Origin of the sequence: Nocardia sp. NPDC060255 (assembly GCF_042727395.1) — a bacterium.
Taxonomy (GTDB): Bacteria; Actinomycetota; Actinomycetes; order Mycobacteriales; family Mycobacteriaceae; genus Nocardia.
Window position 1 is genome coordinate 178,953 of the sequence record NZ_JBHXAU010000012.1, and the last position, 13,086, is coordinate 192,038.

Sequence of the window (13,086 nt, forward strand, 5' to 3'; positions counted from 1 at the left end):
ACACACCTCCATCATCACAACACCCACAGCACCTGTCACCTTTTCAGCACCCAGCGGTCCATATTCCACCCGGATCCCGCTTGGTTGGGTGCGGCTATCCCGTTCTGCAGACCAGCGCCGAACGCGATGGTGCGCGGGGTGGCGAACAGGGGGATGCTCGGCAACTCCGCCCACAGCAAGTTCTCGGCTTCGGTGAGCAGATTCAGCTGTGTGGTCGAGTTGTCGTCGGCCGCAAGCTGATCGGTGATCGCATCGTAACGGCCGTTACCGAATCGACCGAAATTGAGCCCGCTACCGGTGCGCAACGCACTGGTCGCCGCGACCCCGGACAGCGATCCGGCCGGACCGGCCGCGGACGCGGTGCTGCCCAGGATGGCGTCGACTTTGCCCTCGCTGAGCTGGGACGGCGTGAAATCGGGCGCGCCGGCGTCGACGATGGTGATACCGGCCGGTTTACAGGCTTCCGTGATCATCGCCACGGTCTGCGCGCGCCGGTCATCGGGACGCAGGTAGCCGATGCGAATGGTCGGATTGTTCGCCCGCGACGCGGCGACCGCCTGCGTCGCGCCTTGCACGTCGCCGCCGTTGAACTTGCCCGCCGCGCCGGTCACCGACGGGTAGAACAGCGAATCCTGTTGCACGATATGCGCGTTCAGCGGCCCCGAACCGAGCCCCGCCTTGGGCGCGTCCGGCATCTTGCCGAGCTTGTCGAACAGCGCCTGCCGCGGCGTGCACAGCGCCAGCGCCCGGCGCAGGTCGACCGAGCCGAGCACTCCCCCGGTCGCGAGCACCAGCTGCTCGACGCCGCGGCCCGGCACGTTCTGCACCCGGAACCCGTCCAGGTTCAGGTCTTTCACCGATCCACTGCCGATATCGATGACGCCCATGGCGCTGTCACCGACCTTGGACTTCACATCGATGTTCTTGGGCCACACCAGGATCCGGCCGGTCGCGGGCTTGTTCCCCCACCACCGCTCGTTCGCGACCAGCACCAAACCGTCCTTGTCGCTGAAGGATTCGATCCGATACGGCCCGGAGGACGGAAACTTGGTCAGGTCGAGGCTGCCGGAGCCGAAGTTCCAGCCGGTGTTCCAGAATTCGGCGATCCGGCCGAGCCCGCTCGGATCACCGGTTTGCAAGGCGGACACCACATTCGGCACGTTCGCCACCCGCGCCGCGACGTGCGCGGGCATCAGCTCGCCCGCGGTGAACAGGTTGCGCCACGCCGAATAGTGCCGGTCCGGCCGGAACACCACGGTGGCGTCGCGTGAACCGGACTGGCAGTCGACCCGCTCGATGTCCGCGTAGCCCGCGGTGCCGGCCGCGTCGAACAGCGGAACCTGGGTTCGGTCAACGGGTTTGGTGAACCGCCCGCTGCGCGCGGCCCAGGCCAGCACCAGGTCGTCACACGAGGTCGGCACGCCGTCGGAGTACACGCCGTCGGGGTTGAGCCGGTACTGGATGGTCTGTACGTCGCCGGGCACCTCCTTGGCGGTGCCGAAGTCGGTGTCGGCGACCTGCTGGCCGTCCGGTCCGGTGTAGAAGAACCCGGTGACCACCCGGCCGAACACCGCGGTCGATCCGGTGCTCGCGCCGAGTGTGCTGCCGCCGTTGTAGCTGGCGATGGTGGCGTCGACGGCATAGCCGATGGACGGCACCTGGTTCTTGCTCGAGCACCCGGCCGCCAGCCCGGCGGCCATGGCACCCGCGGCCAGCACCGCGATCAGGCGTACTGCTCGGCTACCTGGCTTTCGCATGAAACCCCTGCCTGTGTCAGTGCCGCCGCTTCTGCCGTTTTCCGCTCGGGCGCGCGCCCGGCCGGGGCGCCTGCCCCGGTTCCCTCGGCCTGCGCGGTTCGTCGTCGTAATCGCGGCCGGTCGCCGCGGTCGCGCGCCGCTCCGCCTCGACACCCGCACGCGCACTGGCGACGCCGGCCCGCCTGGCCTTGATCTTGTCGGTGTGCCGGGCCACCGGTCCCCACCGCTCCTTGATCGACACCAGCAGCGGCGTCGCGAAGAAGATCGAGGAGTAGGTGCCGACCAGCAGGCCGACCAGCTGGACCAGCGCCAGGTCCTTGAGCGTGCCGACGCCGAGCATCCAGACCGCGATCACCATCAGGCCGACGATCGGCAGGATGCCGATGAGGGCGGTGTTGATGGAGCGCATGAGCGTCTGGTTCACCGCGAGGTTGGCCTGCTCGCCGTAGGTACGGCGGTTCAAATGCAGGATGCCCCTGGTGTTTTCCTCGACCTTGTCGAACACCACCACCGAGTCGTACAGCGAGAAGCCGAGGATGGTCAGGATGCCGATCACGGTCGCCGGGCTCACCTCGAAGCCGACCAGCGAGTACACGCCCGCCGTGACGGTGACGTCGAAGACCAGCGCGGCCAGCGCGGCGATCGCCATGTGCGGTTCGAAGCGGATGGCGATGTAGGCGGCGACCAGCACCAGGAATACCGCCAGCGCGATGAGCGCCTTGCGGGTGATCTGACTGCCCCAGGTCTCGCTGACGTCCGAGGCGCTGATCGCGGCGCGGCTGGGCGTGCCGTCCTTGCCCTTGGGCTGGAACTTGGTGAACAGCGCGTTGTTCAGCGCGTCCACCTGATCCTTGTTGAGCGCCTCGGAGCGGATCAGGATGGTGGCGTTGCCGCCGCTGCCGACGGTCTGCACCGACACCGGATCGGAGCCGATCGCGGAGCGGTACACCTCCTCGACCTGACTGGTGCTCGCGCCCTGCGCCGGGAACTGGACCCGCGAGCCGCCTTCGAAGTCGATCCCGAAGTTGAAGCCGCGGAAGATGATGCTGCCCAACGAGATCAGGATGATGGTGGCGGTGATCAGGTACCAGTTGCGCCGCTTGCCGATGACGTCGATGGCACCGGTGCCGGTGTAGAGCCGGTTGAAGAAGCCGTGCTTGGGCTGGTCGGTCACCGCGGCGAAGACGTCCGTGGTCTCGGCCGGGCTCGGGGTGCGCGACGTGCTGGTGTGGTTCGTCATCTCGTTCACGCCTTCCCGAGTGCGGCCTCGGCCGCCTTCCGCTCGCGCGCGACCTGCTGGATCGCACCGAGCCCGTTGACCGACGGCTTGGCCCAGTAGTTCGTGCGGGAGGCGAGCAACACCAGCGGCGAGGTCACCAGGAACACCACGACGACGTCGAGGATGGTGGTGAGGCCGAGGGTGAACGCGAAGCCCTTCACCTGGCCGACCGCGAGAATGTAGAGCACCGCGGCGGCGATGAAGCTGACCGCGTTACCCGACAGAATCGTGCGGCGGGCGCGCTGCCAGCCGCGCGGGGCGGCCGACCGGAAGCTACGGCCCTCGCGCATCTCGTCCTTGATGCGTTCGAAGAACACCACGAACGAGTCGGCGGTCATACCGATACCGATGATCAGACCGGCGATACCGGCGAGGTCGAGGGTGAACCCGATCCATCTGCCGAGCAGCACCATGATCCCGTATACCGCGAGACCTGAAGCCACCAGCGACAATCCGGTGACGAACCCGAGCATCCGGTAGTAGGCGAGGCAGTAGAGCAACACCACGGCCAGGCCGATCGCACCGGCGAGCAGACCCGCCTTCAGCGAGGACAGGCCCAGCGTCGCCGACACCGTCTCGGCCTCGGAGGTCTGGAACGACAGCGGCAGCGAACCGTACTTCAGCGTATTGGCCAGTTCCTTGGCCGAGGCCGCGGTGAAGTTACCCGAGATCTGGGTGCGGCCACCCTGCTGCGGTCCCTGCTGCACGGTCGGCGCGCTGACCACCTTGGTGTCGAGCACGAAGGCGACCCGCTTGTAGACGTACTCGCCGGTGAGCTGGGCCCACGCGTCGCTACCCGCGGACTTGAACTCGAGGTAGACCTCGTGCCGCGCCTGCTGGGTGTTCAGGCCCGAGCTCGCGGTCTTGATCTCCTGGCCGTCGATCCGGCTCTTGTCGAGCAGCAGGATCTCCTGGCCGTCGGTGGAGCAGGCGACCAGCGGCAGGTTCGGATCGTCGTTGCCCTGCAACGGGTCCGGCTTGCTGCAGTCCAGCGTGGCCATCGCGGCCTGCTGGATGGTCGGGTCGGCGCTCTGCCGGATGGTCTTGGCGTCCTGGATGTCCTTGGTCGCCTGTTCCTGCGGCGACAGGTTCGGATTGGCGGGTGGTTGCGTGGGTCCCTGCGCCGGGAACACCCGCTGCTGCGGGGCCGGTGCGACGGGTGCGCCGCCCGAGGCGGGCGCGCCGACGGAAGGTGCGTCGGTTGGTGCGGCCGGCGGGGCCTCGCCACCCGCGGCGGGTGGCACCAGCTCACCGGGTGCGCCGGGTGCGCCCGGCGGCACCGCGCCCGGTGCCGGTTGCTGCGCCTGGCCGCGCTGGGCGGCGGGCACGGCGTTCAGCACCGGACGGATGTACAGCTTGGCGGTGGTCGCCAGCGCGCGCGCCTGCTGCCCGTCGTCGCCGGGCACCGTGATCACCAGGTTGTCGCCGTCGATGACGACCTCGGACCCGGCCACACCGAGACCGTTGACCCGGTTCTCGATGATGTCCTGCGCCTTTTTCAGGCTGTCCTGGTTCGGCCTACCGCCGTCCGGCGTTCGGGCGGTCAGCGTGACCCGGGTACCACCCTGGAGGTCGATGCCGAGCCGTGGTGTCGAGGATTTGTCACCGGTGAAGAACACCAGCGCATAGATCACGGCCAGCAGCGCGGCGTAGACGCCGAGCAGCCGGAGCGGATGCGCCGATCCCTGGGAAGGTGGCACAGTACGTCATCTCCTAGGCGGGAAGTCGAGAATGGAACAGGCAGGCACACACCAGCGACGCCGGGTGCGGACAGTAGTGGCGTAGGCGACGGGGCCCGCGGATCGGACACCGCCGCGGCTGCGGCCCGCAGGCCATCGTCGCGGTAGCATCCGGCGCGCGGGCACGCCGTAGGACCTCAGTCCTTGGTGAGCCGGGTCTCGGTCTGCGCGGCCGATTCCTCGACGGCGTCGGCCACGTGCGCGCCGTTGGTGTCGGCGGCGGCCGGCTCGACCGCGATCGTGTCGGCGTCAGCGTCGTCGGCGACCGGCTCGGTCTCGACGCGGACCTCGCGGATGGCCGCGCGCAGCCACGTCGTGACGACCTCCTCGGCGATCTCGAGATCAACCGTGGTGTCGTCGAGATCGACGACGGTGCCGTACAGCCCCGACGTGGTGATGACCTGGTCGCCCGCCTTGAGGGTGTCCTGCATCTCCGTGACCTTGGCGGCTTCCCGCTTCTGGCGGCGGACGCCGAGGAACATCGGCACGAGCAGGGCTACCAGCAGCAGCGGAAACAGAAGTTCCATCGTCGAAGTCAGTCCCTAGTCTTGTGGGTGGGATGGGTATGTACCCAGACAGTCTGCCAGTTCGTGTCTCCGTCGCCACACCGGCACACCTGCTGGGGAGCGCGGACGTGCCGATCGGCCATATCGCACAGCGAATCCGCGGCCACCACCGGAGCCCGAATAGCCCGGTCGGTTTGCTCGGAAATTCTTCGGCGGGAAACCCGTCCGTAACGAATTACGTTGCCCTACAGTATAAATCGCAGGGAATTCATCAGCGCAGGACGTCCCGACGGCGTGGCCGGGGAGCCTGATCTACGCACGAACTCATCGCTCGTCGAGCCGTGTCCCGGGACCTTCTGTGCCTTCACAAAGGGGACGATGATGGCCAAGGAAGCCAGAATCGACGTCAAGACACTACTGCAGAAAGCCGCAGGGGATCTGGCCGCGCCGGAGCTGTACGACCTGGCACGGAGCGCCGAAGCCGGACCGTGGTTCGGTACACCGGAGGCCAGGAACGGCGAGCCCGCGCGGCGCCCGGACTACGAGTGGCCGCTCGTTTCCGAACATTCCTACCTGGGCAAGTACGGCAAGGGCACGGCGGCGGTGCATCTGGGGAACGGGCACGAGCGGCTGGTCAATCCGATGATCTTCGCCGACGGTTTCAACTACGGTCCCAGCGACCTCGACGGGCTGTGGCAGTGGTTCAACCATCCCTACTCGGACGCGGGTGAGCGGCTGTTCGACCAGTTGCTGGCCGCCGGCATCGACATCGTGTTGCTCGGCTTCGATACCCGGCACGACTACATCCAGGTCAACTCGGGCGTCGCCCGGGCCTGCATCGGCAAGGTCATCGCCGAGCAGGAAGGCAAGGCACCGTTGATCGTCGGCGGCGTGAGCATGGGCGGCATGATCACCCGCTACGCGCTCGCCGCGATGGAACGCGCCGACGAGGATCACCAAACCGGGACCTATCTGTCCTGGGATACCCCGCACAACGGTGCGTGGATTCCGCTGATCCTGCAGCAGATGGCGTACTTCTTCGAGTCCTTCGAGGCGACCGGGCCGGGCAAGGCGAGCAAAGCCAGCCTGATTCGCAGCCCAGCGGCGCAGCAGCTGTTGTGGGCCTGGGTCGAGGACGCGCGGTCCTCGGGTCCGGTCGCCACCGCGTCCCCGCTCCGAGCCCAATTCGTCCAGGAGCTGGCCGATTTGGGTGGTTTCCCGCAGCGGCCGGTGCGGCTCGGTGTCGCGAACGGGCGCGCCGACGGACAGGGACCCGACCTGCCCGCCGGGGAGATCGCGTTCGACAAGAAGTTCCTCGGCGGCCTGGTCGGCAGTGCCACCGCGCGGTATCAGCCCGCCTTCGGTGACAAGCAGCCGATCGGCGGCATGCACCTCGGGCTGACCGCGCGCACGTCGACGACCACCGAGGTCGCGCCGTTCGACGGCGCACCCGGCGGCATGCTGGATTCGTTCGGCCAGGTCGCCACCACGCTCGGCATCGACATGGAGGAGGCGAAGCGCTGGAGTTGCTTCGTCCCGTCGGTCAGCGCGATCGCGCTGGACTTCGACCCGATAACCTGGGAGGTCGACCTCGGCAAGGATCTGCGCAAGGTGACCGCCGAGCACACGGCGCTCACCGAGTTCTGTTGCAACGCAACCAATACCGAGCACTCGATGGTGACACCGACGCTCGCGGAATGGGTGCTGCGCAAGATCGCCAAGTAGCGCGGCGAGCCCCGCCGGAACCGGTCCGGCGGGGCTTGCGCAACGGGGCGTCCTGGCTCAGGCGGACTGGCCGTAGACGTAGTCGTCGAGCGGGAAGCTGACCGCCTCGCGGTGCGCGTTGAGGGTGCTGGTCGGGCGCAGCAGCGCGGCCTCGCCGTGCGGGTTGAAGTAGTAGCTGCGCGCGGTGGAGCAGTCGCCGCCGTAGAAGACCGAGGTGCCGAGCTTGTCGGTGACCTTGTCGAGGAAGCCCGCGTTGGCCTGCTCGGTCACTTCGAAGGTGTTTTCGCCGCGGCGGAACAGCTCGGCGAAGAGCCGTCCCATGTGCTTCATCTGCGCCTCGATGGTGGTGAAGTAGGACAGGCCGCTGTAGGAGTACGGGCTGTTGAGGCTGAGGAAGTTCGGGAACTTCGGCACGGTGATGCCCTCGTAGGCCTGGAAACGGTTGTCCCGCCAGAACTTTCCGAGGTTGACGCCGTCGCGGCCGATGATCTCGATGGCCGGGAAGTTCACGTCCCACAGGTTGAAGCCGGTGGCCAGGATCAGCGTGTCGATCTCGGTCTTGTGCCCGTCGGCGGTGACGATGCCGTCGGCCTCGAGGTGGTCGATCGAATTGGTCTCCAGGCGCACGTTCGGCTTGTTGAAGCTGCGGAAGTAGGTGTTGGAGAAGGTGGGGCGCTTGCAGCCGAAGTCGTAGTGCGGGGTGAGCTGCTTGCGAGTTTCCTTGTCCTTCACCGAAGTACGCAGATGCGCCTTGGCCAGAATGCCCGCGGCCTTGTTCAGCGGCTTGGCCTGGGTGTAGTGCAGCACGCCGACCACCATGAGCGCCTCGAGCAGGCTGGTGTTGAACAGGCGCGCGGCCTTCTGGGTGGCCGGCACCCGGTCGAACAGCTTCTGCACCGGCGCCGGGATGGCGGTGTCGATCTTGGGCACCACCCAGATCGGGGTGCGCTGGAAGACGGTGAGCGCCTTCGCCTTCTTGGCCACCTCGGGCACCAGCTGCACGGCGGTGGCGCCGGTGCCGATGATCGCCGCCTTGCGATCGGTGAGGTCGAAATCGTCCTCCCAGGCGGTGGTGTGGATGATCTTGCCCGCGAACGAGTCGATGCCGGGGAACGGCGGGGTGTAGGGCTGGGACAGGAAGCCCGTCGCGGTGAGCAGGTAACGGCCCGTGAGGGTTTCACCGCCCGCGACCGACACCACCCAGTGCTGGTGCTCCTCGTCCCAGCGGGCGCCGTCGACCACCGTGCCGAAGCGCATGCGGCGGCGCAGGCCGTACTTGTCCGCGATATGCCCGGCGTACTTCTTGAGCTCCGCGCCGGGCGCGAACAGGCGCGTCCAATACGGGTTGGGCTCGAAGGAGTACGAGTAGGTGACCGAGGCGATGTCGACCGCCAAGCCGGGGTAATGGTTGACGTGCCAGGTGCCGCCGAGATCGTCCTCACGTTCGAGGATGACGTAGTTGCTCAGGCCGAGTCGATCGAGCTCGATGCCCGCCCCCATGCCACCGAATCCCGCACCGACCACGACCGCGTCGTACTGAGGCGCCACTCCGAACCTCCAGGTATGTGAACCGTTTATCACAGAATGACACATCATTCCGTTTGTGACGACTGTATCATCGGTGGCGTGACGAAGCCATTGACGCGGGCCGAGCGGCGCAAAGCCGAGCTCCGCCAGGAAATCATCGACACCGCGTTCATCTGCTTCTCGGAGAAGGGCTATCACGGCACCGGGATCGCCGATATCGCCGGTCACCTCGGCATCGGGCACGGCACCTTCTACCGCTACTTCAGCAACAAGCGCGACATCATCGACCACGTCATCGACGACCTGTCCGCCAAGATCATCGACACCCTCGGCACCGAGAACGCCCCCGACGCCGCCACCACGCTGGACGAATACCGCGCGCAGACCGACCGGATCGGCCAGGCGCTGACGCACATCCTGATGGATGACCGCCGGGTGGCCCAACTGCTGCTCGTGCACGCGCCCGGCATCGACGAGGAACTGACCGCGCGCCTCTACGGCCTGCTCGACATGGCCGACGCGCTCACCGCGGGTTATCTCGACCACGGCGTCGAACTCGGTTATCTGCGAGCGGATCTGGATACCGTCAACACCGCGCGGGCGGTCACCGGCATGCTGCTGGCCGGCATCGTGCACGGTCTGCGTGATACCGACGCCGGGTCCATTCAGGGTCTCAACGAGGCCATTCGGCGGCTGCTGATCGACGGTGTCCGCAAGGATTGAGCAAATCGATAAGCCCCCTGACGGCGTCGGCGGCGTTAAGGTGTGGGAACAGTTCCGACGTGTCCGCCAGGGGGCGCTCGTGGTCGCAAGAGACCAGGGAGTACGAAAACCGAACATTCCACCGGCCCGGCGGGTCGGGCCTGACAGAATGTCGCCCGTGACCCCCGAGGATGTAAGCCGGATCAGTTTCGCCACACCACCATTCGGGCAGCGTGGTTACCACGCGGACGAGGTGGACGCCTTCCTCGACCTCGTCGCCGCGACCATGGCAGGCCAGGGCGCCCTCGCCGCCGACGATCTGCGCCACGTAGCCTTCGCCGCCCCCCGCCCCGGCGGCCGCGGCTATCGCGCGGACCAGGTCGACGAATACCTCGATCAGGTACGCGTAGAACTCGAGGCCCGCCAACGCGGCACCCGCCCGACCCCAGCAGGCAACGGCCACTCGATCCTCACCCCCGACGACGTCCAGCGCATGCGCTTCACCTACGCCCCGGTAGGCCGACGCGGATACCACGAAGACGAGGTAGACGCCTTCCTAGACCTAGTCGCCGCCACCCTGGCCCACGGCGGCCCCGGCAGCCTGACCGTCGCGGACGTGCGCTCAGTACGATTCAGCGGCGCCCGACTCGGCACCCGCGGCTACCAGGGCGACGAGGTAGACGCCTTCATGGACCTGGTAGTCACAGCCTTACAACACGCCGAACACCAACACCACCGCTGGACCCTCCACCGCGACGCCGGCGAGTAACACTGCGCCCCACACCATCCACCGAGCCGAGCCAAAAGGTCGCCAATTGATCTTCCGCAGCAGCCATTTGACTCTGCTCGACATCACCCCCACCCCGCCGCACACACCGGGGCCAGCCACGGCACGCGCTACCACCCACAACGCGGCAGCGCCCATCGAGTCGAGTCAAATGGTGGCTAGTTGATCTTCGGTAGCCGCCGTATGGCTCGGGGCGGTGGCTATTCCAGTAGGTCGAGGGTGGGTTGGGGGGTGCGGCCTCGGACTTCGATGGAGCCGAAGACGAGGTCGGGGGGTGGGATTAGGCCTAGGTGTTCCCAGGCTGCGGAGGTGGCTACTCGGCCTCGGGGGGTGCGGGCGATCATGCCTGCGCGGACGAGGAAGGGCTCGCAGACCTCTTCTACGGTGGCGGCTTCCTCGCCTACGGCGACGGCGAGGGTGGAGACGCCTACGGGGCCGCCGCCGAAACTGCGGACCAGGGCGGTGAGGACGGCGCGGTCGAGGCGGTCGAGGCCGAGCACGTCGACGTCGTACACCTCGAGTGCGGCTCGGGCGATGGGCAGGGTGATGATGCCGTCGGCGCGGACCTCGGCGTAGTCACGGACGCGGCGGAGCAGGCGGTTCGAGATGCGGGGGGTGCCGCGGGAGCGGCCTGCGATTTCGGCGGCGGCTTCGCGGTCGATCTGCACGCCGAGGATCTGGGCCGAACGCAGGATGATGAGCAGCAGTTCGGCGGGGTCGTAGAAGTCCATGTGGCCGGTGAAGCCGAAGCGGTCGCGCAGCGGGCCGGTGAGCGCACCGGACCTGGTGGTCGCGCCGACCAGGGTGAACGGGGCGATGTCGAGCGGAATCGAGGTGGCGCCCGGTCCTTTGCCGACGACCACATCCACGCGGAAGTCCTCCATCGCCAGGTACAGCATTTCCTCGGCGGGGCGGGCGATCCGGTGGATCTCGTCGATGAACAGCACGTCGCCGTCGACCAGGTTGCTGAGCATGGCCGCCAGGTCGCCCGCGCGTTCCAGTGCGGGACCGGAGGTGATGCGCAGCGCGGTGCCGAGTTCGGTCGCGATGATCATCGCCATGCTGGTCTTGCCGAGCCCGGGCGGCCCGGACAGCAGCACGTGATCCGGTGTGCCGCCACGCTGTTTGGCGCCGCGCAGCACCAGCGCGAGTTGTTCGCGCACGCGGGGCTGGCCGATGAAGTCGTCGAGCGACTTCGGGCGCAGGCTGGCCTCGATCTCGCCGTCGGATTTCAAATAGCTTGGCGTGACCTGGGATTCGTCTGGTTCTTCTGCGAAATCCATGCGGTACTACCGATTCTTGCCGAGCAGGTTCAGTGCGGCACGCAGGCCAACAGAGGTATCGGCGGCGGGCTGTTCGGCGAGGACGGAGTCGATGGCCTGCTCGGCCTGCTTGAGCGGGAAGCCGAGGCCGGTGAGCGCCTCGACCACCTGGTCGCGCACCGGCGTGATGACCGGCGTGGCGGCACCGGGCGGACCGGACTGCACCGGAACGAGATTCACCTTGTCGCGCAGTTCGACCACCATGCGTTCGGCCCCGCGTTTGCCGATGCCGGGCACCCGGGTGAGCGCGGCGACATTGCTTTCGGCGAGCGCCTTGCGCAATGCCTCGGGTTCGAGCACCGCGAGCACCGCCATGGCCAGGCGAGGGCCGACGCCGGACACCGTTTGCAGCAGGCCGAACAGGTCGCGCGCCTCGGTGTCGGCGAAGCCGAACAGCGTCATCGAGTCCTCGCGGACGATCATCGCGGTGTACAGCCGGGTTTCCTCGCCGCGGGTCAGCGTGGCCAGCGTCGCGGGGGTGACGTTGAGCCGGTAACCGATGCCCGCCGCCTCGATCACCGTGTGGTCGAGGGCGATTTCCAGCACCTCACCGCGTACCGACGCGATCACCTCTGTACCGCCTTCCGTTGTTCGGCAAGCCGTTCCGCGTACTTGCGTTGTGCCTCGGCCGCTTGGGCTTCGGCCTTGGCCATCCGCTCCATCAGCGGCGCCCGCCAACAATGGCAGATGGCCAGCGCGAGCGCATCCGCCGCGTCGGCCGGTTTCGGCGCGACCTGCAGGCCGAGTATTCGGGTGACCATGGCCGTGACCTGTGCCTTGTCCGCGGTGCCGTTGCCGGTGACCGCGGCCTTCACCTCGCTGGGCGTGTGGAACGCGACCGGGATGCCGCGGCGCGCGGCCGCCAGCGCGATCACGCCGCCCGCCTGCGCGGTGCCCATCGCGGTACGCACATTGTGCTGGGCGAAGACGCGTTCGATCGCGACGGCCCCCGGTTTATGCGTGTCCAACCACAATTCGGCGGCGTCGGCGACCTGGAGTAGGCGGTGCGCGAGGTCCATGTCGGGCGGGGTGCGGACCACGTCGACGGCGATCGCGGTGACCTTCCGGCCGATGCCGCCCTCGACAATGCTGAGGCCGCACCGGGTGAGCCCGGGGTCGACGCCCATCACCCGCACGAAATCCCCTCTCGCAGACACGAACAACTGTTCGAGAGTCTAGCGGAGGCAGGGTCTTTCACGGCCCAGCGACACGGGGTGCGCCAGGCCGTCTGCCGGAGTGCGCTACGGCGCCGCCGGGAAGCCGAGTAGCTCCGGTTTACTGGCACGCGCCGCCCACTCGCGCGCCGGATCGACGACGAGACGTCGCGCGGTGAGATCGAGCAACCCGCTGACGTTGATCACCGTGGCGGCCACCTCACCGTCCGCGCGGGTCAGGATCTGTTCGACCCGATACGTCTTGCCGGTCCCCCACAGCCACGCGCACGACACGTCGACCGTGTCGCCGCCGCGTAGCTCTCGATGGAATTTGATCGTCGTCTCGAGATTGACCGGCCCGAACCCATCTGCGATCAACTCGTCCACGGAAATCCCGGCCGCCTGCACGCACGCGAAACGCGAGTGGTCGGCGTACTGGTGATAGGCGGCACCGGTGACATGCAACTGCGGATCCAGGTCGGACACACGGACTTCTAAGCGAGTACTGAACGTCACGAGCCCGACTATGCCAGCACCCACCGACAAGTTGAGCCGCCCCGGAACCACCCAGGTTGGCTGGAGCGGATT

General features: G+C 67.6%; 12 protein-coding genes. 3 read left to right on the plus strand and 9 right to left on the minus strand.

The window, feature by feature from the left end; translation table 11 throughout:
• Nucleotides 1–35 precede the first annotated feature (35 nt).
• The 4 genes from ACFWF1_RS22850 to yajC form a co-directional block, all read right to left on the minus strand.
• Nucleotides 36–1,757: an ABC transporter substrate-binding protein gene (locus tag ACFWF1_RS22850; RefSeq protein WP_379287347.1), complete on the minus strand. Its 1,722-nt coding sequence runs from the start codon at nucleotides 1,755–1,757 to the stop codon at nucleotides 36–38.
• A gap of 16 nt (nucleotides 1,758–1,773) precedes the next feature.
• A complete protein-coding gene (gene secF / locus ACFWF1_RS22855) occupies nucleotides 1,774–3,006 on the minus strand; it encodes a protein translocase subunit SecF (RefSeq protein WP_379287345.1) in 1,233 nt (410 codons plus the stop codon).
• Nucleotides 3,003–4,736: a protein translocase subunit SecD gene (gene secD, locus ACFWF1_RS22860; RefSeq protein ID WP_379287343.1), complete on the minus strand. Its 1,734-nt coding sequence runs from the start codon at nucleotides 4,734–4,736 to the stop codon at nucleotides 3,003–3,005. The genes secF and secD overlap by 4 nt, the downstream gene beginning before the upstream one ends.
• Nucleotides 4,737–4,912: 176 nt before the next feature.
• Nucleotides 4,913–5,302 (minus strand): preprotein translocase subunit YajC, encoded by a 390-nt coding sequence (gene yajC / locus ACFWF1_RS22865; protein WP_379287342.1) that lies wholly within the window; start codon nucleotides 5,300–5,302, stop codon nucleotides 4,913–4,915.
• A gap of 357 nt (nucleotides 5,303–5,659) precedes the next feature.
• Here yajC and ACFWF1_RS22870 point away from each other — a divergent pair, with 357 nt between their 5' ends.
• Entirely contained in the window at nucleotides 5,660–7,006 is a 1,347-nt protein-coding gene (locus ACFWF1_RS22870; RefSeq protein ID WP_379287340.1) for a hypothetical protein, read from the plus strand.
• 57 nt (nucleotides 7,007–7,063) lie between these two features.
• Here the strand turns inward: ACFWF1_RS22870 and ACFWF1_RS22875 are convergent, their stop codons facing one another.
• Nucleotides 7,064–8,554 (minus strand): flavin-containing monooxygenase, encoded by a 1,491-nt coding sequence (locus tag ACFWF1_RS22875; RefSeq protein WP_379287338.1) that lies wholly within the window; start codon nucleotides 8,552–8,554, stop codon nucleotides 7,064–7,066.
• A gap of 36 nt (nucleotides 8,555–8,590) precedes the next feature.
• Between ACFWF1_RS22875 and ACFWF1_RS22880 the strand changes: the two genes are divergently transcribed.
• Both ACFWF1_RS22880 and ACFWF1_RS22885 read left to right on the plus strand, forming a co-directional pair.
• Nucleotides 8,591–9,256, plus strand: coding sequence for a TetR/AcrR family transcriptional regulator (locus tag ACFWF1_RS22880; RefSeq protein WP_379287337.1), 666 nt, complete (start codon nucleotides 8,591–8,593; stop codon nucleotides 9,254–9,256).
• 148 nt (nucleotides 9,257–9,404) lie between these two features.
• A complete protein-coding gene (locus ACFWF1_RS22885; RefSeq protein WP_357379187.1) occupies nucleotides 9,405–10,004 on the plus strand; it encodes a DivIVA domain-containing protein in 600 nt (199 codons plus the stop codon).
• A 218-nt stretch (nucleotides 10,005–10,222) separates the two neighbouring features.
• Here the strand turns inward: ACFWF1_RS22885 and ruvB are convergent, their stop codons facing one another.
• The 4 genes from ruvB to ACFWF1_RS22905 all read right to left on the minus strand — a co-directional run bounded on the left by ruvB (nucleotide 10,223) and on the right by ACFWF1_RS22905 (nucleotide 13,014).
• Complete coding sequence (ruvB, locus tag ACFWF1_RS22890) at nucleotides 10,223–11,305, minus strand: Holliday junction branch migration DNA helicase RuvB (RefSeq protein ID WP_379287335.1); 1,083 nt, start codon at nucleotides 11,303–11,305, stop codon at nucleotides 10,223–10,225.
• 6 nt (nucleotides 11,306–11,311) lie between these two features.
• Nucleotides 11,312–11,914 (minus strand): Holliday junction branch migration protein RuvA, encoded by a 603-nt coding sequence (gene ruvA, locus ACFWF1_RS22895; RefSeq protein ID WP_379287333.1) that lies wholly within the window; start codon nucleotides 11,912–11,914, stop codon nucleotides 11,312–11,314.
• Nucleotides 11,911–12,480, minus strand: coding sequence for a crossover junction endodeoxyribonuclease RuvC (gene ruvC / locus ACFWF1_RS22900; protein WP_379287541.1), 570 nt, complete (start codon nucleotides 12,478–12,480; stop codon nucleotides 11,911–11,913). The genes ruvA and ruvC overlap by 4 nt, the downstream gene beginning before the upstream one ends.
• Nucleotides 12,481–12,585: 105 nt before the next feature.
• A complete protein-coding gene (locus ACFWF1_RS22905) occupies nucleotides 12,586–13,014 on the minus strand; it encodes an acyl-CoA thioesterase (RefSeq protein ID WP_379287332.1) in 429 nt (142 codons plus the stop codon).
• Nucleotides 13,015–13,086: the final 72 nt, after the last annotated feature.

Bases quoted from the DNA above. Each gene is read 5' to 3' on its own strand.
- ACFWF1_RS22850 (WP_379287347.1), bottom strand. From the start codon at position 1,757: ATGCGAAAGCCAGGTAGCCGAGCAGTACGCCTGATCGCGGTGCTGGCC.
- yajC (WP_379287342.1), bottom strand. From the start codon at position 5,302: ATGGAACTTCTGTTTCCGCTGCTGCTGGTAGCCCTGCTCGTGCCGATG.
- ACFWF1_RS22870 (WP_379287340.1), top strand. From the start codon at position 5,660: ATGATGGCCAAGGAAGCCAGAATCGACGTCAAGACACTACTGCAGAAA.
- ACFWF1_RS22880 (WP_379287337.1), top strand. From the start codon at position 8,591: ATGACACATCATTCCGTTTGTGACGACTGTATCATCGGTGGCGTGACG.
- ACFWF1_RS22885 (WP_357379187.1), top strand. From the start codon at position 9,405: ATGTCGCCCGTGACCCCCGAGGATGTAAGCCGGATCAGTTTCGCCACA.
- ruvB (WP_379287335.1), bottom strand. From the start codon at position 11,305: ATGGATTTCGCAGAAGAACCAGACGAATCCCAGGTCACGCCAAGCTAT.